Origin of the sequence: Hafnia alvei (assembly GCF_964063325.1) — a bacterium.
In the GTDB taxonomy this organism is placed as follows: domain Bacteria; phylum Pseudomonadota; class Gammaproteobacteria; order Enterobacterales; family Enterobacteriaceae; genus Hafnia; species Hafnia alvei_B.
In genome coordinates this window covers 4022582-4047255 of record NZ_OZ061315.1, presented here as the reverse complement: position 1 = coordinate 4047255, position 24674 = coordinate 4022582, and the positions used below count along the sequence as shown (strand labels likewise).

Annotated in this window: 19 protein-coding genes and 1 other RNA gene; 13 read left to right on the top strand and 7 right to left on the bottom strand. The window is 50.1% G+C overall.

Annotation, left to right across the window (positions count from 1 at the left end):
• Positions 1-106 precede the first annotated feature (106 nt).
• From AB3Y96_RS18895 to mtgA, 4 genes are all read left to right on the top strand, one after another.
• A complete protein-coding gene (locus tag AB3Y96_RS18895) occupies positions 107-1009 on the top strand; it encodes a TIGR01212 family radical SAM protein (RefSeq protein WP_367299947.1) in 903 nt (300 codons plus the stop codon).
• Between the two features lie 641 nt (positions 1010-1650).
• The gene (gene arcB / locus AB3Y96_RS18890) at positions 1651-3987 is read left to right on the top strand and encodes an aerobic respiration two-component sensor histidine kinase ArcB (protein ID WP_072309126.1); all 2337 of its coding nucleotides are present in this window, start codon (positions 1651-1653) and stop codon (positions 3985-3987) included.
• A gap of 393 nt (positions 3988-4380) precedes the next feature.
• Positions 4381-5034 (top strand): isoprenoid biosynthesis glyoxalase ElbB, encoded by a 654-nt coding sequence (gene elbB / locus AB3Y96_RS18885; RefSeq protein WP_072309127.1) that lies wholly within the window; start codon positions 4381-4383, stop codon positions 5032-5034.
• The gene (mtgA, locus tag AB3Y96_RS18880; RefSeq protein ID WP_367299946.1) at positions 5031-5768 is read left to right on the top strand and encodes a monofunctional biosynthetic peptidoglycan transglycosylase; all 738 of its coding nucleotides are present in this window, start codon (positions 5031-5033) and stop codon (positions 5766-5768) included. The genes elbB and mtgA overlap by 4 nt, the downstream gene beginning before the upstream one ends.
• Before the next feature lie 71 nt (positions 5769-5839).
• Here mtgA and dolP read toward each other — a convergent pair whose 3' ends face one another.
• From dolP to AB3Y96_RS18860, 4 genes are read right to left on the bottom strand one after another with little or no spacing between them, the layout of a single operon-like run.
• The gene (gene dolP, locus AB3Y96_RS18875) at positions 5840-6436 is read right to left on the bottom strand and encodes a division/outer membrane stress-associated lipid-binding lipoprotein (protein WP_072309129.1); all 597 of its coding nucleotides are present in this window, start codon (positions 6434-6436) and stop codon (positions 5840-5842) included.
• 10 nt (positions 6437-6446) lie between these two features.
• A complete protein-coding gene (gene diaA / locus AB3Y96_RS18870) occupies positions 6447-7037 on the bottom strand; it encodes a DnaA initiator-associating protein DiaA (RefSeq protein ID WP_072309146.1) in 591 nt (196 codons plus the stop codon).
• Positions 7038-7076: 39 nt separating this feature from the next.
• Positions 7077-7487, bottom strand: a complete 411-nt coding sequence (locus tag AB3Y96_RS18865; RefSeq protein ID WP_072309130.1) for a YraN family protein — start codon at positions 7485-7487, stop codon at positions 7077-7079.
• Positions 7445-9490: a penicillin-binding protein activator gene (locus AB3Y96_RS18860; RefSeq protein WP_367299945.1), complete on the bottom strand. Its 2046-nt coding sequence runs from the start codon at positions 9488-9490 to the stop codon at positions 7445-7447. The genes AB3Y96_RS18865 and AB3Y96_RS18860 overlap by 43 nt, the downstream gene beginning before the upstream one ends.
• 62 nt (positions 9491-9552) lie before the next feature.
• On the opposite strand from AB3Y96_RS18860, the gene rsmI reads away from it, so the two are divergent.
• Both rsmI and rnpB read left to right on the top strand, forming a co-directional pair.
• On the top strand, positions 9553-10422 hold the full coding sequence (gene rsmI, locus AB3Y96_RS18855) for a 16S rRNA (cytidine(1402)-2'-O)-methyltransferase (RefSeq protein WP_040046162.1): 870 nt from the start codon (positions 9553-9555) through the stop codon (positions 10420-10422).
• 25 nt (positions 10423-10447) lie between these two features.
• Positions 10448-10825: RNase P RNA component class A (gene rnpB, locus AB3Y96_RS18850), an RNA gene on the top strand.
• A 60-nt stretch (positions 10826-10885) separates the two neighbouring features.
• On the opposite strand, the gene AB3Y96_RS18845 is transcribed toward rnpB, so the two are convergent.
• On the bottom strand, positions 10886-11587 hold the full coding sequence (locus AB3Y96_RS18845) for a YtjB family periplasmic protein (RefSeq protein ID WP_072309132.1): 702 nt from the start codon (positions 11585-11587) through the stop codon (positions 10886-10888).
• 111 nt (positions 11588-11698) lie between these two features.
• On the opposite strand from AB3Y96_RS18845, the gene serB reads away from it, so the two are divergent.
• From serB to AB3Y96_RS18825, 4 genes are all read left to right on the top strand, one after another.
• On the top strand, positions 11699-12676 hold the full coding sequence (gene serB, locus AB3Y96_RS18840; RefSeq protein WP_072309147.1) for a phosphoserine phosphatase: 978 nt from the start codon (positions 11699-11701) through the stop codon (positions 12674-12676).
• Between the two features lie 184 nt (positions 12677-12860).
• Complete coding sequence (radA, locus tag AB3Y96_RS18835; RefSeq protein WP_046459233.1) at positions 12861-14243, top strand: DNA repair protein RadA; 1383 nt, start codon at positions 12861-12863, stop codon at positions 14241-14243.
• Between the two features lie 87 nt (positions 14244-14330).
• Positions 14331-15572: a multifunctional transcriptional regulator/nicotinamide-nucleotide adenylyltransferase/ribosylnicotinamide kinase NadR gene (gene nadR / locus AB3Y96_RS18830; protein ID WP_046459232.1), complete on the top strand. Its 1242-nt coding sequence runs from the start codon at positions 14331-14333 to the stop codon at positions 15570-15572.
• Between the two features lie 447 nt (positions 15573-16019).
• Complete coding sequence (locus AB3Y96_RS18825) at positions 16020-17714, top strand: DUF3300 domain-containing protein (RefSeq protein ID WP_367299944.1); 1695 nt, start codon at positions 16020-16022, stop codon at positions 17712-17714.
• A 45-nt stretch (positions 17715-17759) separates the two neighbouring features.
• On the opposite strand, the gene AB3Y96_RS18820 is transcribed toward AB3Y96_RS18825, so the two are convergent.
• Positions 17760-18761: a zinc-binding alcohol dehydrogenase family protein gene (locus AB3Y96_RS18820; RefSeq protein WP_367299943.1), complete on the bottom strand. Its 1002-nt coding sequence runs from the start codon at positions 18759-18761 to the stop codon at positions 17760-17762.
• A 118-nt stretch (positions 18762-18879) separates the two neighbouring features.
• On the opposite strand from AB3Y96_RS18820, the gene AB3Y96_RS18815 reads away from it, so the two are divergent.
• Positions 18880-19785 (top strand): LysR family transcriptional regulator, encoded by a 906-nt coding sequence (locus tag AB3Y96_RS18815; RefSeq protein WP_367299942.1) that lies wholly within the window; start codon positions 18880-18882, stop codon positions 19783-19785.
• Positions 19786-19982: 197 nt separating this feature from the next.
• Here AB3Y96_RS18815 and ettA read toward each other — a convergent pair whose 3' ends face one another.
• Positions 19983-21650, bottom strand: a complete 1668-nt coding sequence (gene ettA / locus AB3Y96_RS18810; protein ID WP_038502471.1) for an energy-dependent translational throttle protein EttA — start codon at positions 21648-21650, stop codon at positions 19983-19985.
• Positions 21651-22213: 563 nt separating this feature from the next.
• Between ettA and cspA the strand changes: the two genes are divergently transcribed.
• Together cspA and sltY are read left to right on the top strand one after the other, a co-directional pair.
• Complete coding sequence (gene cspA, locus AB3Y96_RS18805) at positions 22214-22426, top strand: RNA chaperone/antiterminator CspA (protein WP_025801164.1); 213 nt, start codon at positions 22214-22216, stop codon at positions 22424-22426.
• Positions 22427-22686: 260 nt separating this feature from the next.
• A complete protein-coding gene (sltY, locus tag AB3Y96_RS18800) occupies positions 22687-24615 on the top strand; it encodes a murein transglycosylase (RefSeq protein WP_367299941.1) in 1929 nt (642 codons plus the stop codon).
• Positions 24616-24674: the final 59 nt, after the last annotated feature.

The following is a 24674-nucleotide window of genomic DNA, read 5'->3' as shown; positions in this document are numbered from 1 at the left end:
CGGCGATGGGAAGGGGATTGATCTCTATCAGCGCAGGCTATCGCGGTATGCGATAGGATCTGCCCCCTCAGTTTTTTCGTGATGTGTACAGGCGACCTCCTAGATTATGCAGTTGCAGCAACTCGTGAATATGTTCGGTGCCGATCTTCAGCGCCGCTATGGTGAAAAAATTCATAAACTTACCCTTCATGGCGGTTTTAATTGCCCAAATCGTGACGGCACTTTAGGGCGCGGTGGCTGTACTTTTTGCAACGTCGCTTCTTTTGCTGATGAACAAATGCAGCGTCAGAGTATTGCTGAACAGCTTGCCGCGCAAGCGCGCAAGGTGAATCGGGCAAATCGTTACTTGGCTTATTTCCAGGCCTATACGAGTACTTATGCAGAGGTCTGTACGCTGAAGAACATGTATGAAGAGGCGTTGCAGCAGGCTGATATGGTCGGGATTTGCGTAGGGACCCGCCCAGACTGTGTACCGGAAAGCGTGCTGGATTTGCTGAGTGAGTACCGTGATAAAGGCTATGAGGTGTGGCTCGAACTAGGTTTGCAGAGCGCACAGGATAAAACGCTAAAACGCATCAATCGTGGGCATGATTTTGCCTGTTATCAAAAAACCACGCGAGCAGCGCGTGAGCGTGGTTTGAAAGTGTGTAGCCATCTGATTGTCGGTTTACCCGGTGAAGCGCAAGAGGAATGCATGCAGACGCTGGAGCGCGTGGTTGAAACCGGCGTGGATGGAATTAAACTGCATCCGCTGCATATCGTTACCGGCAGCACCATGGCGAAGGCTTGGCAGGCGGGGCGCTTGCGCGAGTTACCGCTGGAAGAGTATGTGAATATTGCGGGTGAAATGATCCGCCATACGCCGATGGATATTGTCTATCACCGCATTTCCGCCAGCGCCCGCCGTCCAACGTTGTTAGCACCGTTATGGTGCGAAAATCGTTGGACAGGAATGGTGGAGTTAAATCGCTATATGCTGGAGTTTGGGGGGCAGGCTTCAGGTTTATAACGTGAGCGTCTTTAGGGTTACTGTGTAATATTCCGCCCGCCTGTTCATACCGAGTTTCAATATCAGTGCTGTGTAGGCGTACGGGCAGAGACCACCAGCGCGTGGTCTCTGCACTCGCGCGCTTTTATCCGAGATGGCATCTTCGCGCCGGGTCGGCATGCGCCATCCTTGGCGCCTCCTCCCCTAACGCTAACATACTGTTAGCGTTGCTCTTTCTCCCAAAACTTAAACAAATAAAATCTTTTGAATTTGATTTTGACCTTTTCTGGCACGTTGTTTTTCAGCCGAATAGAGGAATGAAGGCTAGGATTCGCCGACAGGGACGTCGGCGAAAGAACGGAGGAGCCAGGATGGCGATTGCCGTTCGTTCCGTTAAAGCCGGAATGACGAGATGAGGGAACCTGCGAAGCAGGCTGAAAAACGGTGCCAAGCCGGGATGCAAGGCGGCGGCGATTGAGCCGCCTTGCTCGTACGCTTGCACTGTACTGATGCAAAAATTATGGCTTTTAAGCGTACGAAACCTTACACCGCTTAGGCAAAGTAGAACTTAACTTTTTGATATCCCATTTCAATCTCAGAAACCTCCCTTAACAATCGTTTTACGGTATGATTTAAAAGACCGTAATCCAAGGGAGTTGCACATGAAGCAAATTCGGGTATTAGCCCAATACTATGTCGATTTAATGGTAAAACTAGGGCTGGTGCGCTTTTCCATCCTGTTGGCTTCGGTGCTGGTTATATTAGCTATCGTGGTGCAGATGGCCGTAACGATGCTTTTGCGCGGGCAAGTTGAGAGTATCGACGTTGTCCGTTCAGTATTCTTTGGTTTACTGATCACGCCATGGGCCGTTTATTTTCTTTCCGTAGTCGTGGAGCAGTTGGAAGAGTCACGCCAACGCCTGTCTAAATTAGTGAATAAGCTGGAAGAGATGCGTTATCGCGATCTTGAGCTTAATCAGCAACTAAAAAATAATATCGTTCAACTGAACCAAGAAATTGCCGAGCGTGTGAAAGCTGAAGACGCGCGCTTACAGGTGCTTGATACCTTGCAGCACGAAATCGATCAGCGTGAACAAGCGCAGATTGAACTGGAACAACAGTCGGCGCTGCTGCGCTCTTTCCTTGATGCTTCGCCCGATCTGGTTTATTACCGCAATGAAAATGAAGAATTCTCTGGCTGCAACCGCGCCATGGAGCTGTTGACGGGGAAGAGCGAGAAACAGTTGATTGGCCTACAGCCGGGTGATGTTTACGATGAGGATATCGCCAAAAAAGTCATTGAGACCGATGAGAAAGTATTCCGCCATAACGTCTCGCTGACCTATGAACAGTGGCTAGTTTATCCTGATGGGCGCAAGGCCTGCTTCGAGCTGCGCAAAGTGCCGTTTTATGATCGCGTCGGTAAACGCCATGGCTTAATGGGCTTTGGCCGTGATATCACAGAGCGTAAGCGTTATCAGGATGCGCTGGAAAACGCCAGCCGCGACAAAACCACTTTTATCTCCACCATCAGCCATGAGCTCCGCACTCCGCTGAATGGTATCGTTGGCCTGAGCCGTATTTTGCTCGACACCGAGCTTAATCAAGAGCAGCTAAACTATCTCAAAACTATTCATGTGAGCGCCATTACCCTCGGCAATATTTTCAACGACATTATCGAAATGGATAAGCTGGAACGACGTAAGGTTCAGCTTGATAACCAACCAATAGATTTCACCGGTTTCCTCACTGACTTAGAGAACCTCTCTGGGCTGTTGGTGCAGCCAAAAAAACTGGATTTCACCTTAGAGCCACAGCCTAATTTACCGCATAAAATTTTGGCAGACGGCACACGCCTGCGCCAAATCCTATGGAATCTGATCGGGAACGCGGTCAAGTTTACTCAGAAAGGCGGCGTAAACGTAAAAGTATGGCGTGAAAACGATGGGAAACTGTTCTTTGAAGTGAAGGATAGCGGCATTGGTATTCCGCAGGATGAGCAAGATAAAATCTTTGCCATGTACTATCAGGTGAAAGATCAGAATGGTGGCAAACCTGCAACGGGCACCGGTATTGGTCTTGCAGTTTCCAAGCGTTTAGCGCAAAACATGGGTGGTGATATCGTGGTTCGCAGCACGCCGGGCGAAGGTTCATGCTTTACGCTCTCGATTGATGCGCCCGTGGTGGAAGAAGCGCTATCTCCACAGCCGGAAGATGCTGAGTTACCGCTGCCGGCGCTGCATGTGCTATTGGTGGAAGACATTGAATTAAACGTTATTGTGGCGCGTTCCGTGCTAGAAAAACTGGGCAACAGTGTGGATGTTGCGATGACGGGGCAACAGGCGTTGGATATGTTCACGCCGGGTGAATACGATCTGGTGCTGCTTGATATTCAGTTGCCAGATATGACGGGGTTGGATATCGCTCGCAATTTATGTGAGCACTATGATGATTTGCCACCGCTGGTGGCGTTAACTGCTAACGTGCTGAAAGACAAGAAAGAATATCTTGATGCTGGTATGGATGATGTATTGAGCAAACCGCTGTCGGTTCCCGCTCTAACCGCCATGATCAAGAAGTTCTGGGATGAGGCGCCGAAGGCTAAGGAGAAAAAGGTGGAGAGTAAAAAAGTGGCCCACAATACCGAAGACCTTTTAGATACTGACATGCTGCAACAGTACATTGATTTAGTCGGACCGCAACTCATCTATCAAAGCGTTGAGATGTTTGAAAAAATGATGCCAGGCTATTTAGCGGTTCTTGAGTCCAATATGACCGCTCGCGATGAGAAAGGCATTACCGAAGAAGGTCACAAAATCAAAGGCGCTGCAGGGTCTGTTGGTTTACGTCATTTACAACAGGTTGCTCAGCAGATTCAGACGTCATCATTGCCTGCATGGTGGGATAACGTTCAGGAGTGGGTTGATGAACTCAAACATGAGTGGCGTCATGATGTGAAAGTGTTGAGAGACTGGGCGGATAAAACGACCAAGAAATAGAAAAATGACCCCAGCCTAGGCTGGGGTGCGCAACGACTGCGCCAACACCAGGGAAACAGGGTGTCTACGCTTAAGTTTTTCTAAAGGTATTGCATTGAAGCAATTGCGTAAACATAACTTATGAGTTTCACGCGAAGCCGAACCAACATACCAACATGTTTTACTGCTTGTTAGTTGATTCATTAAAATGTGTGATGCAGCCTAGTGTTTCCTAATACAAACGTTTTAAGGATTGACTTAACTCTAGATAGTTACTAGGAAAATTCCAGTAAAAACGTTCCTTTGCATTGAGAAAAATCAAACTGTTAAATATTTCTAATGCTTAGCATGCATACCTTTAGCTTTGTTAAGTGTTGGGTAAATATGCTGAGTAACCATTTTTTGGAGAAAAAAATGAAAAAAGTCGGTGTGGTTTTGAGTGGATGTGGTGTTTTTGATGGTGCTGAGATTCATGAATCGGTTTTAACTCTGCTGGCCTTGGATCGCGCAGGTGCTCAGGTTTACTTTTTTGCTCCAGATAAACCTCAAATGCACGTGATTAATCACCTGACCGGTGATGAGAGCCACGAAAGTCGCAATGTATTAGTGGAGTCTGCGCGTATCGCACGAGGTGATATCAAACCGCTTTCCCAAGCTAACGCAGAAGAACTCGATGCGCTGATCGTTCCCGGCGGCTTCGGTGCAGCTAAAAACCTGAGTACGTTTGCCGTGCAGGGGCCGGAATGTTCCGTTGATGCCGATCTGCAACGATTGGTTCAGCAGCTGCATCAGGCGGGTAAACCGCTAGGCTTTATGTGTATTGCGCCAACGATGCTGCCTAAGTTGTTAGGCGTGCATACGCGTTTAACGATTGGCAACGATCCTGATACCGCTGAGGCTATTGATAAGATGGGCGGCGAACACGTTGTTTGTCCGGCGGATGACATCGTGGTTGATTTGGAGCAGAAAGTGGTCACAACACCTGCCTATATGCTGGCTAACTCTATCAGCGAAGCGGCGGTAGGGATTGATAAACTAGTTGCGCGGGTGCTGGAACTGACTGAATGAAGAAGCGACGCGGGCAGGGAAATAGCTTGCTGACACGGCTGCGTTTTTGGGCAGTCAAAGTGGTTCTCGCCGTGGTTGGTGTATGGGCTGCGGGGATTGTTATCTTTGCTTTTTTGCCGGTTCCATTTTCAGCGGTGATGGTTGAGCGCCAGTTGGGCGCTTGGCTTAGCGGCGATTTCGGCTACGTTGCCCATCAAGACTGGGTGCCGATGGATGAAATTTCGCCCTATATGGCGTTAGCCGTGATTGCTGCTGAAGATCAAAAGTTTCCACAACATTGGGGCTTTGATCTTGGCGCGATTGAATCGGTGATCGATGGTGGCGACAAAGGGGATAAGCCCGTGCGCGGCGCATCAACGATTTCCCAGCAAACGTCTAAGAATTTGTTTTTATGGGATGGCCGCAGTTGGGTGCGTAAAGGATTAGAAGCTGGGCTGACGCTGGGCACTGAAGTGGTATGGACCAAGCGCCGCATATTAACCGTTTATTTGAATATTGTGGAGTTTGGCCCCGGCGTTTTTGGCGTTGAAGAAGCCGCCAGACGCTATTTCCATAAACCAGCCAGCCGCCTTACTGCATCTGAAGCCGCTCTTTTAGCCGCCGTATTACCTAACCCGTATCGGTTTAGTGCCAAGGCACCTTCCGGCTATGTGTTACGCCGCCAGCAGTGGATTTTACGCCAAATGAGACAGCTTGGTGGCGAAGGTTATCTGAAGCAGAATAAGCTGTATTAAGATTGAGTTAACCTAATCGACAAATAAAAAACCCCGTCTCAACGGGGTTTTTTATTATTGTCTTTTTGACGTTACTTCAGAATGGTAAACGCCGTGGTGACATGTTTAACGCCGCTAACCTGGCTGGCGATTTTCGCCGCTGCTTGGCCTTCTTCCTGCGTTACCAAACCCAGTAGGAACACTTCACCATTTTCCGTCGTTACTTTGACGTTAGAGGATTTAACCGCATCGCTGGTTAACAGCTGAGAGCGAACTTTGGTGGTGATCCATGTATCGCTTGAGGCTGTGCCCAAGCTCACCGGTTTACCGGTACGAATTTCGTTGTAGACCGATGTTGCACCGTCAACGCCCATGGCTATCTGTTTAGCTCTGGCGCCGAGATCTGCTGTTGGTGCCTGACCCGTTAACAGAACGGTGCCTTGATAGGCGGTAGCAACAATACGCGCTTCTTTCTTCAACTGCTCATCTTTGCCTAGCGCATTCGATACGCGAGCTTCGAGCGTACCATCATCGACCTGTGTCCCTACGCTACGGGGATCGGTGGCGGTTTTCGTGGCCACAGCAGCACTACCAACAACGGCAGCAGCGATACATCCCTGAAGCAATAGCGCACTCATTACAATGAATGCGATAGGAAAACAGCGGGTGAACGGGGAACGCTTAGTCATCGAGACTCCTTCAAACATCCTGATGGGGGAACAACGTATTATCAATTAAGTCACAAAGGCAGTTGACCGTAAGCATATGCATTTCTTGTATGCGAGCACTACGGTGTGACGGGATGCGGATTTCCACATCCTGTTGGCCAAGTAAACCGGCCAGCTCGCCGCCGTCATAGCCTGTTAGTGCCACAATCGTCATATCGCGGGTTACCGCGGCTTCCACGGCTTTCACAATATCACGGCTATTTCCGCGCGTTGAAATTGCTAGGAGCACATCACCTGCATGGCCTAGTGCGCGAACCTGTTTGGCATACATTTCATCATGCAGCCGATCGTTGCCTATGGCAGTTAAGACCACGTTATCGGCATTTAGTGCAATTGCCGGTAAACTTGGGCGTTCGGTTTCATAGCGGTTAATCATGCTGGCGGCAAAATGCTGGGCGTTTGCGGCAGAGGTGCCGTTACCGCAGCAGAGAATTTTATTGCCGTTCAGTAATGACTGCACCAGCGTCATTGCTGCACGCGAAATAGCGTCAGGCAAGGCTTCAGCCGCAGCAATCTGAGTTTGAATACTTTCTGTAAAACAGCCTTTGATTCTTTCCAGCACGGTAAAATTGTCCATTGGTTCAAGGCGCGGCGGGCGAAATTATTCGGCCGCTGCAAATGCGTTTGGCAACCATTGTAACTGGCTACCGGTGATTGCCAAAACATCAAAGCGACAATCCGTGGTATCGAAGCTGCCACCGCGTTCTGCCAACCAGATTGCTGCACTGTGCAACAACCGGCGTTGTTTGGTGTAACTGACTGACGCAGCTGCGTCGCCATAAAGAGAGGTGCGGCGATAACGAACTTCAACGAAAACCCACGTTTCGCCATCGCGCATAATAAGATCTAACTCGCCGCCACGTAGCGTGACGTTGGCGGCGTAAAAATGAAGTCCGACACGTTCAAGGTATTGGCGCGCAATTATTTCATACTGCGCACCAATTTGGCGCCGGTCTACTTTTTTCCTACTTATTGCATCGGCACTATGCTTCCTGCACGGTACTGGAGCCATGGCAACTTCCTGTTGATGACGCAGTTGCTGTCCGCACTGAGAACACCGGTGGAGCCATTCAATTGGAAACCACCAATCTGACGCATCTGCGAGAAGTGATTTGCCAGCACCCAAGCATCGGCACCCATGGCATACAGGCGAACCAGAGAGTAGTCATTTTTGAACTGAGCAGCGGCTTGTTGCATCAAGGCAGGGTTACTACCCGCCAGCAATGGAATATCACTGAACTGCAGTCCGTCCATTTCTAAACGGAAATCAGGGCCAGAACCCGCTTGGTAGCTACGTGAGCTTGCATACAAGCCTAATCCGCTATGCGAACCGTTAGCCAGATCAATCATCGGCTTAATCAGCGTCAGTTCCGCAGGCGTAGCGATGATGTACACCGCATCGACTTTGCCGCTTGAGGTGGAAACTGCACCCGCATCAGCCGGAGGCGCTGGAATGGTTAAACCGGCAATGGTAACGGATTGGGGCTGGGAGGCTGAAGCAACCATGACAGGTTGCCCGGTCATGCGAATACCTGTACCGCCGTTAATCGACTGACGCAGCTCACCCGTTGAGCCAAAGCCCTGTTGTAAAACGGTTGAACCGCCCAGCTGTTGCCATTCTTGAGCAAAGGCTTTAGCCACGCGATCGCCTAATGCTCCACGCGGGGTCAAAATGAGCGGGTTGCGTTTGCCTTGATCCCAAATATGTTTAGCCGCATCGCGTGCTTCATTTTCAGGAGACAGCGCGAAGTAGCAGATATTGGGATTGTTTTGCACCTGTTCTGGCTGATTCAGCGCCAGTACGTTTAACGGTGTGCTGCCAGCGGATAACTGATCCACATTTTCTTTCAGCAGTGGGCCAACAACCAGCGTTGCACCATCCTGCTTGGCCTGTGCTAGCAGGGCAGGTAATGGCTGGGAGCTGGTGTCATACACTTTAATCTGCGCATTGCTGGCAGATGGCGGCACGATAGGTGCAACAGGCATGCCGTCGGCGTCGGTTTGCGCTGCTGCAGGCGTAGCTTCCGCTACGGGCGCAGCCCCACTGGTGCTGACTGCGCCGTTAGCGTTAGGGTCGGTGCTGGTTGGCTGGGCCGCGTTGGCATCGTCTGGGGCAGCCGCTGGCTGTGGCTGGCTTAGCGCGCTTTGGGTGATAGCACCGTTTTTCGCGGCGTTAAAACCTGCTTGGATCGCGTTAGCGAAAACCTGAGCCTGACCGTTTAGCGGTAACAGTAGGGCAACGCTTGAGGTTGAGGCCTGTTTAAAATTCAGCACGTTATCCAGCGCGGTTGGCAATACTTTGGAGGCCGGATTGTTTGGATAGCGAGTTTGCCAATCTTTGATCGCGGCTTTCAGCAGGCTTGGATCTTGCTTGTTGTCTTGATACAGACGCAGCAGATCCAGCCAGCCTTGCAGAATATTTTCGTCGGCGTTAATGACCAAACTATTCAGGTCGGCCTGCGTTAACTGAGTTAGTGCAGCCCAGGTGCCATTGATATTTTGCAGACGCTGTTTGTCATTGAGCAACGGCTCTTGAGCAATATAGGCGCGGATAACCGGCAATGAGGCTTTGCCTTGGCTGGCGTCGATAACCGCTTGGTAGTAGCGGGTCTTCTGGCTGTTAGAAAGCGAGTCGACGTCTAACTTGGCTAAAATCGCCGAGGTGTTAGGCATATTTTTTTGTGCGATGCTGAGCTCAGCGCTAACTAGCTGCTGTTCCTGACGTTGGACATCAGTTAGCTCTTGCGGTAGTTTGCCCAGCAATTCCGCCGCTTGTGGGAGCTTTCCTTCGCGGATCAGGGAACGAATGGCGAGTAATTGCCAGTCAGCCTTGTTATCATCGCTGCTCTGCTGCATTTGTTGCAGATAGTATTCGGATGAAGCCGTGGCTTCAGCCTGAATATTTGCCGCAGGCGTCTGTGGAGCTTGTCCCGAGCACGCAGCCATTAACATAGCGGCGAGAACTACGGGGATAATGCGTCCGGACTTGGTGCGGACAATGAGTGAGGAAAGCATACTGTATCCAGTGCAGTTTTTTCAAAGATGCTCAATATTAAATCGGTAAACCGGATGAAACAATGAATCAAGACGATCAAGCTGTAATTTCTGCTGCAACGCTGTATGTCGTTCCTACGCCAATCGGGAATCGCGGTGATATTACCCAGCGAGCGTTGGATACTTTGCAAGCGGTCGATTTGATAGCAGCAGAAGATACGCGACACACTGGCCTACTGCTACAGCATTTTGCTATTAATGCTCGACTATTCGCTTTGCACGACCATAACGAACAACAAAAAGCAGACCAGCTTATTGCAAAACTTCAAGAAGGTCAGAGTATTGCGTTGGTTTCTGATGCGGGTACGCCGCTGATTAACGATCCGGGCTATCATCTGGTTCGTCGCTGTCGTGAAGTGGGTATTCGCGTGGTTCCGCTTCCGGGTGCCTGTGCTGCCATCACTGCTTTATGTGCGTCTGGCATTGCGTCCGATCGCTTCTGCTATGAAGGCTTTCTGCCTGCGAAAACAAAATCGCGTAAAGACACGCTTCAGGCTTTGTTAGAAGAGCCACGCACGCTGATTTTTTATGAATCAACGCATCGCTTGATTGATAGCCTGAAAGATATGGTTGAAGTCATGGGGCGCGACCGCTACGTGGTGTTAGCGCGTGAGCTGACCAAGACGTGGGAAAACATCCACGGAGCCCCGGTGGGTGAGCTACTCGATTGGGTATTGGAAGATGATATGCGTCGCCGTGGTGAAATGGTGCTGATTGTCGAAGGCCATAAAGCCGATGAGGATGCGCTACCGGCCGATGCACTGCGAACGTTAGCACTGCTGCAAAAAGAGCTGCCGTTGAAAAAAGCCGCTGCTTTAGCCGCAGAAATTCACGGCGTGAAGAAGAATGCGCTGTATAAATACGCGCTTGAGAATGCAGAGGGTGACAAATAGGGCGTAATGCCCTATTATCCGCCGCGGAGTTGACTAGACAGTCGCCGCTTCATTGCCGTCCCCTTCGGGGAGACAGATGGAGGGGAGGAAAGTCCGGGCTCCATAGGGCAGGGTGCCAGGTAACGCCTGGGAGGCGCAAGCCTACGACAAGTGCAACAGAGAGCAAACCGCCGATGGCCCACGCAAGTGGGATCAGGTAAGGGTGAAAGGGTGCGGTAAGAGCGCACCGCGCGGCTGGCAACAGTCCGTGGCATGGTAAACTCCACCCGGAGCAAGGCCAAATAGGGGTTCACATGGTACGGCCCGTACTGAACCCGGGTAGGCTGCTTGAGCCAGTGAGCGATTGCTGGCCTAGACGAATGACTGTCCACGACAGAACCCGGCTTACCGGTCAACTCCCTCATTCGTTAAAAAGCCCCGCGAAGCGTATGCTTGGCGGGGCTTTTTGCATTCAGAGACTGAATTACGGTTTCTTCGGGGCTTTTTCCAATGTGTCAGGACTGTTGGTGGTAGAATCATCATCGTTTTGATCGTCAGGATCTTCTTCCACCGGCGTATTGGCCGTCAGTAAATAGGTTGATTGTTGCCAACGTGAACGACGCGTTTGCAGCAGTGAGCGCGCCAAGATAATGCCAATCGCCAGCGACAGTAACATCATCAGACGCAGTAGGTTCGTGGTGTTATCCACCTGCTGAGATTCCGTGGCTAACACATGCGTATCCAGCGTTAAGCGTAGAAAGCCAATTGGGCCATCCTTAGCTTTAATCATTTGCACGATTTGATGATTGAAATAGCTACCAGCGCGTTTTCCATCCAGCGCCAACCTGTCACGAACGGCCACCTTTTCGCCGGAGCGAGCGATCATGGTGCCATCAACGTCATACACACTGGCGTCTAAAATGCGACTATGCTCTGTCAGTCGATTCAGTATCTGAGTAATTTTCTCGCTGTCAGGATCGTCATTGCCGGTATTCATCAATGGGATGAGGCGATCGGAAACCTGTTCGGCCAGCGTTTGTGCCAGTTCTTCAACCTGCTCAGAACGCGCCATTTGGTGGCTCAAACTGAAATAGGATGCTCCCTGCATCAAAAGCACCAATAAGGCCAAACAAATCAGCACAATAGCGGTGCGGTGCAGCCTGAATTTAATTTTAGCCTTAACCATAGCTTGCCCTATAAGACGTTTATCACTTTATGTTGCCAGAAGCCTTACCGATAGGATAGCTTGATGCTCGGTTTTGTGGTGGCAAATGAAGTCTTCCAAGGAGTAGTTGTTATGCCAAACAGTCTGACTTATTGCGATTTGCCAGCAGAAATTTATCGCTGGCCGGGTTTACCCCTTTCTCTCAGCGGCGACGAAGTCATGCCGTTAGATTATCGCGCAGGTCATACCGGATGGCTTCTTTATGGACGCAATCTGGATAAGACCGCGTTATGTGCCTTCCAGCGCCGCCTTGGTGCTGCCATGGTGGTGGTGACCGCATGGTGTATTGAAGATTATCAGGTGATCCGTTTAGCGGGAAACCTGCCAACGCGTGCGAAAAAGCTGGCCGATGAGCAGGGGCTGGATATTGCTACGCTGGGTAAAATTCCGCATCTTCGCACACCCGGTTTGTTGGTTATGGACATGGACTCCACCGCGATCCAAATTGAATGTATTGATGAAATTGCTAAGCTGGCCGGTGTGGGTGAAGAGGTTTCTGAGGTTACCGAGCGCGCGATGCGCGGCGAGTTAGACTTTAAAGCCAGCCTGCGTGAGCGTGTCGGTAAGCTGAAAGATACCGATGTTTCGGTACTAGAAACGGTGCGCTCTTCGCTGCCGCTGATGCCCGGTTTGACGAGTTTAGTGCGTAAACTTCAATCGTTAGATTGGCATGTGGCCATTGCCTCCGGTGGTTTTACCTATTTTGCCGATCACCTGCGCGATCGTTTTGACTTGGTGGATGCGGTCTCCAATCATCTGGAAGTTAAGGATGGTAAACTGACGGGTAAAGTGATCGGCCCGATTGTAGACGCTCAGTACAAGGCTGAAACTCTGATAAAACTCGCCGAGAAATTGGAGATCCCGCTATCGCAAACCGTTGCGATTGGCGATGGTGCCAACGATTTAAAAATGATTCAGGCGGCGGGATTAGGCGTGGCGTTTCATGCGAAGCCGAAAGTTTATGCTCAGGCCTCGGTGGCTATTCGTCATGCTGATTTGATGGGCGTGCTGTGCGTGCTGAGTGCAAGTTTGAAGCACGAAGAGCGGTAATTTTCCTCTCTTCCAGTCTCCCCCTTGTTAGGGGGAGACGCATGCGGTGCGTTTTCTCCTTTCTCTTTTATGCAAAGGAGAGCGTTATTACCGTAAAGTCTGTATAAAAAAACAGTAATATTCTCCCATCTCCTGTTAGAATTCCCCCTATCAATTTGTGACTAAAACCGTTCTAGGAGTCTCCGTGGCGAAAGCAATTAAACGAGCCTTTGTCTGCAACGAATGTGGTGCTGATTACCCGCGTTGGCAGGGGCAGTGCAGCGCCTGTCAGGCGTGGAATAGCATTACTGAAGTACGCTTGGCGGCTTCGCCTGCGGTGGCGCGCGCAGAACGGTTGTCTGGTTATGCGGGCGATGCCGGCGTTAGCAAAGTTCAAAAGCTCTCGGATATCAGCCTTGAGGCGTTGCCACGCTTTTCAACCGGATTTGCTGAGTTTGACCGGGTATTAGGCGGCGGCGTGGTGCCGGGCAGTGCGATTCTGATCGGTGGTAACCCCGGCGCGGGGAAAAGTACGTTGCTGCTGCAAACCCTGTGCAAATTGTCTCAGCAAATGAAAACGCTGTATGTCACCGGGGAAGAGTCGTTGCAGCAGGTTGCGATGCGAGCGCACCGTTTGGGGCTGCCCACCGATGGCTTGAATATGCTGTCAGAAACCAGCATTGAACAAATTTGCCTGATCGCGGAACAAGAGCAGCCGAAGCTGATGGTTATCGACTCCATTCAGGTGATGCACATGGCAGACATTCAATCGTCACCGGGCAGCGTGGCGCAGGTACGTGAAACGGCAGCGTATTTAACCCGTTTTGCGAAAACGCGCGGTGTGGCTATTGTGATGGTGGGCCATGTAACCAAAGATGGCTCGCTGGCGGGGCCGAAAGTGCTGGAGCACTGCATCGACTGTTCCGTACTATTGGATGGGGATGCTGACTCGCGTTTTCGTACTCTGCGCAGTCATAAAAACCGTTTTGGCGCCGTGAATGAGCTGGGCGTGTTTGCCATGACAGAGCAGGGGCTGCGTGAAGTGAGCAACCCTTCAGCAATCTTCCTGAGCCGTGGCGAAGAGATTACCTCCGGCAGCTCTGTAATGGTGGTATGGGAAGGTACGCGCCCGCTGTTGGTTGAGATTCAGGCGCTGGTGGATACCTCGATGATGTCAAATCCTCGCCGTGTTGCGGTGGGGCTAGAGCAAAACCGTTTAGCGATTTTACTGGCGGTGTTGCATCGTCATGGTGGCTTGCAGATGGCGGATCAGGACGTTTTCGTCAACGTAGTGGGTGGGGTGAAAGTGACGGAAACCGGCGCAGACCTAGCGCTGTTGATGTCTTTAGTCTCTAGCCTGCGCGATCGTCCGTTGCCGCAAGATTTAGTGGTATTTGGTGAAGTGGGGCTGGCGGGAGAAGTGCGTCCGGTGACCAGCGGCCAGGAGCGTATTTCTGAAGCGGCAAAACATGGCTTTAAACGCGCCATCGTTCCACATGCCAATATGCCGAAAAAACCGTTGCCGAATATGCAGGTCTTTGGGGTGAAAAAGCTGTCCGATGCTTTGGATGTCTTGCAAGATTTATGATGATTACAGCGGCACTTGTGCTACTTTTGTTTAGTTAACTAAACCCGTCATGTTGAATTGTTTTGGGTATAAACAGGGGAAGCGCGAATGTCGCAGTTTGATTATCTAAAAACCGCCATTAAGCAAAAAGGCTGCACGTTACAGCAGGTGGCGGACGCTAGCGGAATGACCAAAGGCTACTTAAGCCAGCTGCTAAACGAGAAAATCAAAAGCCCGAGCGCGCAAAAGCTTGAGGCGATTCACCGCTTCCTCGATATCGAATTTCCGCGCAAGGTTAAAAGCGTCGGCGTGGTGTTTGGTAAGTTTTATCCCCTGCACACGGGCCATATCTATCTTATACAACGCGCATGTAGCCAAGTTGATGAGCTGCATGTGATTTTGTGCCATGACGAACCCCGCGATCGTGAGCTGTTTGAAAATAGCGCGATGTCACAGCAGCCTACGGTAAGCGATCGACTTCGTTGGCTGTTGCAGACCTTCAAGTATCAAAAAAATATTCGCATTCACTCCTTTGATGAACAGGGGATCGAGCCTTATCCCCATGGCTGGAAAGTGTGGAGCGATGGCATGAAGGCGTTTATGGCGGAAAACGGGATTACTCCGAGCGTGATTTACTCGGGTGATAGTCAAGATGCGCCGGTGTATCACGAGTTCTTTGGCATGGAAACCTTGCTGATTGATCCTGAACGTTCGTTTATGAATATCAGCGGTGGGCAAATCCGTCACGATCCCTTTCGCTATTGGGACTATATTCCTACCGAAGTGAAACCTTTCTTTGTCCGTACCGTGGCGATCCTCGGCGGTGAATCCAGCGGCAAATCGACGCTGGTGAATAAGCTGGCAAATATCTTTAATACCACCAGTGCTTGGGAATATGGCCGCGATTATGTCTTCTCACATCTTGGCGGCGATGAGATGGCGCTCCAATATTCTGACTATGACAAAATTGCCTTGGGCCACGCGCAATATATTGATTTTGCGGTAAAGTATGCGAATAAAGTGGCTTTTATCGATACTGATTTTGTTACCACTCAGGCGTTTTGCAAAAAATATGAAGGGCGTGAACACCCGTTTGTGCAGGCTCTGATCGATGAGTATCGCTTTGATCTGATTATTCTGTTGGAAAACAATACGCCGTGGGTGGCCGATGGCTTACGCAGTTTAGGAAGTTCGACAGAGCGCCGCGAATTTCAGGACTTGCTTGAGCAGATGCTGCGGAAAAATAATATGGAGTTTGTGCGTGTTGAATCCTCAGACTACGACGAGCGTTTTTTACGCTGCGTTGAGCTGGTGAAACAGATGTTGGGGGAGAGCGGTGAGCGCTCTTAGTCCGTTTAGGGGATAATGTCTGAGAGCCACATGACTTTATTATGTGACTTATTGTTATTAAGTATGTGTTTCTCCGACAAGAAGTATTCTTTATTTGAATAACTTCGTTTTTTATATTTAAATTTATAATGCTTAAGCGGCTTTATTCTGTGTTATCTATGGTTTGAATCTGTTTTGCGTTTTTTTTCTCATTGATTAATATGATTTTTTTAATGCGCCTAATAACCTTATTTGTATTATGTGTATTAACGACTTTATATAGACAAAAACATCTACGTTATTTCTCCTCTATTCCCTCGGCTTCTGCCCACTAACTAATTCAGCGGTGTGCTGTCATACATCATATTGAAACGGTCCATTTTAATTAATTGAGTTTCTGTGTTTGAGCGTGTGCAGTGATTAAGCGCAGCACAATACATTCAGAATGTTGATTTCTGGAGAGTCAGAATGAGTATGTCATTTAAACCGTCAGTGATTGCGCTGCTTTGTGGAGTGGGTGCGGTTGCCGTCGCGGGTACAGTATTAGTGAAAAATGGGTATATTTCGTGGCAACAGCCTCAGGTAGCACAGACTCAGTCTGAAGTGCCTACGCCAGCTGCCGCTACCAAAACCTTTACCCAGCCGCAGCTCGATCAACTGGTCGCGCCAATCGCGCTTTATCCTGACCCCGTGCTGGCTCAAATTCTGATGGCTTCTACTTATCCCTCTAACGTTGTTCAGGCGGTTCAATGGTCGCGCGACAATCCAAAGGTGCAAGGGGATTCAGCGGTTAAGCTGGTGGCGAATCAGCCTTGGGATCCTAGTGTGAAATCGTTAGTCGCATTGCCGCAGCTTTTAGCATTGATGGGACAAAATCCTGAGTGGGTGCAAAACTTAGGTGATGCCTTTTTAGCTCAGCCTGATGACGTGATGGATACCGTGCAGAAATTGCGACAGGCGGCACAGAAGAATGGATCGCTGACCTCAAATGCTCAGCAGAAGGTGATTATTCAACCGGTTAACACTGCCGCACACGGTGTCTCTAGCAAACCAACGACCGTGGTGGCCTCCCAGCCACAAACTATCATTATTGAGCCTGCTAACCCGCAGGTTGTATACGTACCCAGCTACAACCCGAATGTGGTGTACGGCACTTGGGCTACGCCTGCCTATCCGCCAGTATATCTACCGCCACCTCCGGGAGAGCAATTTACCAATGGTTTGGTTTCCGGTATCGGTTTTGGTGTCGGAGTGGCAACCACCTATGCTCTGTTTAGTAGCCTTGATTGGCATGATGACGATCACCACCATGATGATGACCACCATCACGACGACGACGATCATCACCATGACGACGGGCATCATGATGACGGCCACGGCGGGAATTACCATCAGGGTAATAACTACGTGAATAACAGTCATGTGAATATCAACGTTAATAACTATAACCATATTACCGGTGGGAACATCGGTGGGGCGACACAATGGCAGCATAATCCAGCTTATCGTGCCGGCGTGCCGTATCACGATCCGGCTACGTCGCAGCGATTCGTGTCCGGTGCAACTCAGGCCAATATAGGCAGTAATTCGGCCAATAAAATTGATCTTAGTTCGCTGCATACGCAAGGTGGGACATCGCCGGTTTTATCAGGACAGACCCATTTATCGGCTAGCCCAAACCTGATGTCCAGTGACCAGCGAGCTAACTTACATGGGGTTGATAGCGGGGCTACTCATATGACTAGTGCAGGCTTGCAGCGCCAAAATGCGGAATCTGTGCTGCATAATCGTACTGAATCATCAACGCCAGTACGCGCTCCTATAAATCAGCATGCTGCCGTAACCAGAAATGTCGCGGAACAGCGTGTTGAACATGTGAGTCAGCCTAATACTCAGCATGTTAACGCCCAGCAAAACCATATGTTGCAGAATGATTTTCAGCAGCAAGCTCGGCAGCAACCAGCTCGGCAAGAAATAGTGCCGCGGTTTAATCAGCAGCACGAGAATCTTTTCAGCGGTAACGCAGGTGGGGCGCCGAATTGGCATCCGCAGCAAGAACGTGGAAATCAAGGTCGCCCCATGATGCGCAGCCTGCCGGAACATAGCGTACCGGCGCATCCGATATTACCAGAACATAATAATTTGCAGGTGCATCAGCGCTAAAGAGTACGTCAAGCCTCTCCGTGGGGAGAGGCTTGATACTGTGAATTAAAACTCAATCACCATCTTGCCACGCATTCGGCCTTCGGCAACTTTGCTATGCGCCTTTTCCAAGTTTTCAATAGTGAAGCCGTGCAGCGTATCGCTGAGCGTGCCCTGCAATTTGCTCTCATCGACTAACTTAGCCACCTGCTGAAGAATTTTGCCTTGTTCAGCAATATCTGGCGTATTGAACATGCTGCGGGTGTACATGAATTCCCAATGCAGAGCCGCGCTTTTCATTTTTAAAGCAGATTGATCCAGCGGCTGGCTGTTTTCTACGATGGTACAGATTTGTCCTTGTGGGGCGATTAAGTCGCAGATCGCGGCCCAGTGTCCGTCGGTATCATTCAAACAGAAGATGTAATCGACCTGTTTGATATCGTGCTTGGCAAGCTCACCTTTTAGGTCATGCCAGTCAACGGTGAGATCGGCACCGCGATCGAGACACCATTGCGCAGACGAAGCATTTGAGGCCGTCGCAATCACTTTTACTTTTGCGTTTAATGCGGCAAGTGAAATCGCCAATGAGCCGACGCCGCCTGCGCCTCCGATGATCAGCAACGTTTTGTCGGCATCAGCATCTTGAACTTTTAAGCGTTCGAATAAGCCTTCCCAAGCCGTTAGCGTGGTTAATGGCATGGCTGCGGCCTGCGCCCAGTCCATGCTTTGAGGCTTATGTGAAACGATCCGTGAGTCGATCAGTTGCTGAGTGCTGTTACTGCCTGAGCGAGTTATGTCACCCGCGTACCAAACTTCATCTCCTACCTTGAATCCAGTGGCCTTGCTTCCAACAGCTAGCACCACGCCGCTGGCATCCCAGCCTAATACACGCGGCTGCTCCAACCCGTTTTTAATCAGGCTCTCACGTACTTTGGTATCAACCGGATTTATCGAGACGGCTTTAACATCGACCAGCAAATCATAATCAGCTGGAGCGGAGATTTGTGGGTGAATAACGGTGAATTCTTTCGGGTTAGAAGGATCGACGGCGATAGCGGTAATAGTCATGGTCAAGCTCCAAAAGTAGAAACTGCGTTGAATAAAGTTAGTGTAGTCGAGCTGTTTTCCGATGATAAGATGGACAATTATTAATGCAGTGTTCTTTTGTGACGAACAATGAGGCGAGATGTTTAATCAACTGCAGGACATGGCGCTGTTTGCGCTGGTGGTGGAGTGTGGAAGTTTTACGGCTGCCGCCCGGCGAGCTGGGTTACCTAAATCCAGCGTTAGTCAGCGAGTCAGTAATTTGGAGCGACAGCTTGGACTGCGGCTGCTAAACCGCACGACACGGCAACTCAATCTTACCTATGCAGGGGAGCGCTATTTGGTGCATTGCCGCGAAATGATCCAAGCCGCCGAGCGCGCCGATCTTAGCTTACAGCGCCTGAAAGAGAACCCTAGCGGACGCCTGCGGATCACTGCACCAGCGGGCATTGCGGTGACGCTATTGGCGCATGTGTGTAGTGATTTCCGCGCAAGTTATCCAGACGTAAGCTTGGAAGTTTACGTTTCGGACGTGATGAACGATCTGGTGCAAGATGGATTTGATGTCGCACTACGTACCGGGAAACCGCAGGATTCTTCGCTAGTGGGACGCCGCCTGGGATATTCTCCGCGCTATCTTTTGGCATCGCCGGTTTATCTTTCACGCTTCACGCCGCTTGAACATCCTAAACAGCTGGAACAGCACCAGTGTATCGCGCACCGTGCATGGCATGAATGGGTGTTACAGCGCAAAGGGGAGTTCTATCGTTGGGAACTGCCGATGGGCCATGCTGCCGATAATTTGCTGTATGTGCGGGAATGCCTATTGGCTGGGGCTGGGATCTCGCTACTGCCCGCATTTTTGTCGCAGGATTTGGTCGATCAAGAGCGTTTGGTGCGTGTATTGCCCGGTTGGGAAGCTGAGGGAAATGAGCTATATCTGGTTTATCCAAGTCGTAAGCTGAACTCGCCTGCGCTCGACCGCTTCATTGAGGTTGCATTAAGTCACCGCGCTTTTGCTCAATACAATCAGGCGCTACGCGATTAGTTGGCAGGCGATGAGAGATAAAAAAGGCTCCCTTTGACAGTAATATCGTTTACTAAAGCTCGATTTTAGGGGGAGCACACCGATGGGGTCGTAGCGGCGTAAGCCGCCGGAGCGCCCCGCGGTGTGGTAGACCCGTGTATCTCGATCTCTTGAACGACATTACTCCTTGATAGGAGCCTTAATCACAGAGACTAAAACTATTTAGTCATCTTTTTGTATTTAATACGGTGCGGTTCTAATGCTTCAGCGCCCAAGGTGCGTTTTTTGTATTCTTCATATTCGGTGAAGTTACCTTCGAAGAATTCAACTTTACCTTCATCCTGATAATCCAGAATGTGGGTGGCGATACGGTCAAGGAACCAACGGTCATGGGAAATAACCATCGCGCAGCCTGGGAATTCCAATAAGGCGTTTTCTAAGGCGCGCAGAGTTTCGATGTCGAGGTCGTTGGTCGGTTCATCGAGCAGCAACATGTTGCCGCCAACCTGCAGCAGTTTCGCTAAGTGCAGACGACCACGTTCACCACCGGACAGTTCGCCTACGCGTTTGCCCTGATCGACGCCTTTAAAGTTAAAGCGACCGACATAGGCACGGCTTGGCATCTCAAAGTTACCGATGCGCATGATGTCTTGGCCGTTAGAGACTTCTTCCCAAACGGTTTTTTTGTCATCCATGCTGTCACGGAACTGATCTACCGACGCTAGCACGACGGTTTCGCCGAGATCGATATTGCCGGAGTCAGGCTGTTCTTTGCCGGAAATCATACGGAACAGGGTAGATTTACCCGCACCGTTCGGACCGATGATACCCACGATGGCACCTTTCGGCAGCGCAAAGGAGAGGTCTTCAATCAGCAGGCGGTCGCCGTAAGATTTTGACAGGTTCTGAACTTCCAGCACTTTGTCACCCAGACGAGGTCCTGGTGGAATGAACAGTTCGCTGGTTTCGTTACGCTTTTGATACTCAACGTTGTTAAGTTCTTCAAAGCGAGCCAAACGCGCTTTACCTTTGGACTGACGGCCTTTCGCGCCCTGACGCACCCATTCCAGCTCTTTCTCGATGGATTTACGACGCGCAGCTTCAGCCGAGGCTTCCTGCGCCAAACGCTGATCTTTCTGCTCCAGCCAAGAAGAGTAGTTGCCTTCCCATGGAATACCTTCACCACGGTCAAGCTCGAGGATCCAGCCCGCAACGTTATCTAAGAAGTAACGGTCATGGGTAATCGCAACCACGGTGCCTTCATAGTCGTGCAGGAAGCGTTCCAGCCATGCCACGGATTCGGCGTCCAAGTGGTTGGTTGGTTCGTCGAGCAGCAACATGTCTGGTTTTTCCAGCAGCAAACGGCAAATTGCCACGCGGCGACGTTCACCACCTGAAAGATTAGCAATCTGTGCATCCCAAGCAGGTAAACGCAGCGCATCGGCGGCACGTTCTAGCTGATTATCCAAGTTATGGCCGTCGTGCGACTGAATAATCGCCTCCAACTCGCCCTGTTCTTTGGCTAACTTATCAAAGTCAGCGTCTGGATCGGCGTACAGCGCATACACTTCGTCCAAACGAGTCAGTGCGCGTTTCACTTCGCCAACGGCTTCTTCAACCGCTTCACGCACTGTTTGGTCTGGATTAAGTTTTGGTTCCTGTGGCAGATAACCTATTTTGATCCCCGGCTGTGGACGGGCTTCACCTTCGATTTCGGTATCAATACCGGCCATGATGCGCAGCAGCGTTGATTTACCGGCGCCGTTTAGGCCCAGAACACCAATTTTGGCTCCGGGGAAGAAACTAAGGGAAATGTCCTTCAAAATGTGACGCTTCGGCGGAACAATCTTGCCGACGCGGTGCATAGTATAGACGTATTGAGCCACGGCTATATACTCCTTGATTTATAAGGGTTTTACCTCAGTCTCACGGATTCATGGGACAGAGGCGGGGCATAAGCATTTAAATGACGTTCTGTCATTGGCGCGACAGGGCATTTTATGAAGGCGGAGTTTAGCCCGTTTTCGATTTTTATCCCAGCCATCGTCGCATGACAGGGGCGTTTAACGCGTAAATTTTGTAGGTTGAACTATGCAAATATAGGGCATTGGGTGCTTATTTCACCGTTCGGATAAATATTGAGTTAAGAATTTTCTTTCCTGTAGACCGCGTCCGCGTTGGTTTCTCCCCAAAATTACTACGGTTTATTCAAGAAGATTCAAAAATAGGTGTTGCTTATAAACCTAAGGCATGAGTAAATAGCGTCATCGGTTTGGAACACAGACCTTATGTGAAAGCAGTTTTAGTAAAGCAGTCCTCAGTTCAAGCGTTATCCTTAGATACCTCTTCTTCCGTGAGTCTCCTCCTAAGTGCACCCCATAAGCTAGCTCTGACGACGAACCTCGTTCGCTGCAATAATGTGGCTTAAAAAATTGAAAGGAAGTATCTAATGTCTAACAAAATGACTGGTTTAGTAAAATGGTTCAACGCTGATAAAGGTTTCGGCTTCATCTCTCCAGCTGATGGCAGCAAAGATGTATTCGTACATTTCTCTGCAATCCAGAGCGATAGCTACAAATCTCTGGACGAAGGTCAGACCGTTGAGTTCACTATCGAGAATGGCGCTAAAGGCCCAGCAGCAGCTAACGTAGTAGCGCTGTAATCTCTATAGTTTAGTATTGTTTACGATAGCGATGACGGCATAGACCTGAGCAGTTAAAGAATACTGAAAAGAAAAACCCGCCTTGAGCGGGTTTTTTTATGCCCAAAATTCACTATCCCTTTGTTTTCCATCCTCGGTTGTTTATGTTAGTGGCTAGGCAACCTAAACGTAAAAGTTGTGAAGAAAGGCAGGGGCTAACGGAATGCTCTGCTAAAATCGCTGTCTATGAGTGGTATCGGTTTAAAGCGAGGAAAGATGAGATGGTCATGGCGGACAATTGGCGTGCTTGGGGTATAGGTTTATGTTTAGTCGCTGTGTCCGGGAGCAGTTTTGCTGACTCTTTGGATGCTCAGCGTCAGCGTTATTTACAGGTAAAGCAGGCATGGGATAGCAATCAGATGATGACGGTCAATCAGCTGATGCCAACGCTGCGCGATTATCCGCTTTATCCTTATCTAGAATACCGCCAGCTGACTCAGGATCTCGGTCAGGCTACAACGATTGAGATTAAAGATTTTATTGCTCGCAATCCGACCTTGCCTCCCGCTAAATCATTGCCTTCTCGTTATGTGAATGAGCTTTCTCGTCGTCAGGATTGGACAGGATTGTTGGTGTTTAGCCCTCAGCCTCCCAAACCTATTGCGGCTCGCTGTAATTATTACTACGCCCAGTACGCAACGGGCCATCAGCAAATTGCATGGGATGGCGCTCGTGATATCTGGCTAAGCGGCCAATCACTGCCCACCAACTGTGACAAGCTGTTTGAGGCGTGGAAAGCATCTGGCGATCAGACGCCGCTGACCGTGCTTGAGCGCATGCGGTTGGCTCTGAAAAAAGGCAATAACGGGCTGGTGAGCTTCCTAGCCAAGCAGCTTCCGCCTGATTATCAAACCATGGGTGACGCACTTGCCAGCCTTCAGGCCGATCCTCGCAATGTCGAGGCATTTGCGCGTAGCGTGGGGCCAACCGATTTTACCCGCGACGCAACTGAAATCGCATTCTCCAGCTTGGCGCGTCAGAACGCTGATGAAGCACGTGCGATGCTACCAACGTTGGTGCGACTGCAAAAAATTGGCGATAAACAGCGTCAGGCCATGGAAGATAGTATTGCGTGGCGCTTGATGGGCAGTGACGCCACCACCGATGATATTCGGTGGCGAGATAATGTGATTAAAAATAGTAATAGCGCTTCACTGATTGAACGCCGTGTGCGGTTAGCTTTAGGAAACGGTAATAAGCAGGAAATCCGCACATGGTTGGCTTTATTGCCGCAAGAAGTGCGTAATAAAGACGAATGGCGCTACTGGAATGCGAGCGTCATGATTGAGGACGGCAAACGCAGCGAAGGTGAAAGCATTCTTCGTTCGTTGACTCAGCAGCGCGGATTCTATCCGATGGTGGCGGCTCAAAAACTGGGTATTACATATCCATTGCAGGTGGAGGTTGCGGATAAGCCATCTTCCAAGCTTACCAACGATCCTGCGATCGATCGTATCCGTGAACTGATGTATTGGAATATGGATAACACTGCGCGGAGCGAATGGGTTTCTCTCATTAGCAGTAAATCTAAACCGGATCAGGCGGCCTTAGCGCGTTATGCATTTGAGCAAAATTGGGCCGATCTCAGTGTTCAGGCGACGATCACCGCGAAGCTGTGGGATCATTTAGAAGAACGCTTCCCAATGGCGTGGCCGCAGCAGTTCCGTCAAGCAACAGAAGATAAAGGCATTTCTCAGTCCTATGCGATGGCCATCGCACGTCAAGAAAGTGCTTGGAATCCGAAAGCCCAATCTCCAGTAGGAGCTAGCGGACTAATGCAGGTGATGCCTAAAACGGCTGAACACACGGCGCAAATGTTTAATTTGAGCAACTACGTCAACAGCAGCCAACTGCTCGATCCTATTACCAACATTCAGATCGGCACCAGCTATCTGGAATATGTGTATCAGAGTTTGGGGCGTAACCGTATTTTATCGAGCGCAGCTTATAACGCGGGGCCATCTCGAGTCACTACGTGGCTCGGAAATACGGGTGGCCGCGTTGATGCAGTCGCCTTTATCGAGAGCATTCCGTTCTCTGAAACCCGTGGCTATGTGAAGAACGTTTTGGCTTATGATGCTTACTATCGTTACTTCATGAAGCGTCCAACCAAGATCCTGACCGATGCAGAATGGGAGCGCCGTTACTGATTTCTGTTCTGGATATCTTTGACTGCGCCAAGTTTATGGTATGCTGCCGTACTAGTTAA

Coding starts and splice junctions, on each gene's coding strand:
- AB3Y96_RS18895 (WP_367299947.1), top strand. CDS start 107: ATGCAGTTGCAGCAACTCGTGAATATGTTCGGTGCCGATCTTCAGCGC.
- arcB (WP_072309126.1), top strand. CDS start 1,651: ATGAAGCAAATTCGGGTATTAGCCCAATACTATGTCGATTTAATGGTA.
- elbB (WP_072309127.1), top strand. CDS start 4,381: ATGAAAAAAGTCGGTGTGGTTTTGAGTGGATGTGGTGTTTTTGATGGT.
- mtgA (WP_367299946.1), top strand. CDS start 5,031: ATGAAGAAGCGACGCGGGCAGGGAAATAGCTTGCTGACACGGCTGCGT.
- dolP (WP_072309129.1), bottom strand. CDS start 6,436: ATGACTAAGCGTTCCCCGTTCACCCGCTGTTTTCCTATCGCATTCATT.
- AB3Y96_RS18865 (WP_072309130.1), bottom strand. CDS start 7,487: ATGGCTCCAGTACCGTGCAGGAAGCATAGTGCCGATGCAATAAGTAGG.
- AB3Y96_RS18860 (WP_367299945.1), bottom strand. CDS start 9,490: ATGCTTTCCTCACTCATTGTCCGCACCAAGTCCGGACGCATTATCCCC.
- rsmI (WP_040046162.1), top strand. CDS start 9,553: ATGAATCAAGACGATCAAGCTGTAATTTCTGCTGCAACGCTGTATGTC.
- AB3Y96_RS18845 (WP_072309132.1), bottom strand. CDS start 11,587: ATGGTTAAGGCTAAAATTAAATTCAGGCTGCACCGCACCGCTATTGTG.
- serB (WP_072309147.1), top strand. CDS start 11,699: ATGCCAAACAGTCTGACTTATTGCGATTTGCCAGCAGAAATTTATCGC.
- nadR (WP_046459232.1), top strand. CDS start 14,331: ATGTCGCAGTTTGATTATCTAAAAACCGCCATTAAGCAAAAAGGCTGC.
- AB3Y96_RS18825 (WP_367299944.1), top strand. CDS start 16,020: ATGAGTATGTCATTTAAACCGTCAGTGATTGCGCTGCTTTGTGGAGTG.
- AB3Y96_RS18820 (WP_367299943.1), bottom strand. CDS start 18,761: ATGACTATTACCGCTATCGCCGTCGATCCTTCTAACCCGAAAGAATTC.
- AB3Y96_RS18815 (WP_367299942.1), top strand. CDS start 18,880: ATGTTTAATCAACTGCAGGACATGGCGCTGTTTGCGCTGGTGGTGGAG.
- cspA (WP_025801164.1), top strand. CDS start 22,214: ATGTCTAACAAAATGACTGGTTTAGTAAAATGGTTCAACGCTGATAAA.
- sltY (WP_367299941.1), top strand. CDS start 22,687: ATGGTCATGGCGGACAATTGGCGTGCTTGGGGTATAGGTTTATGTTTA.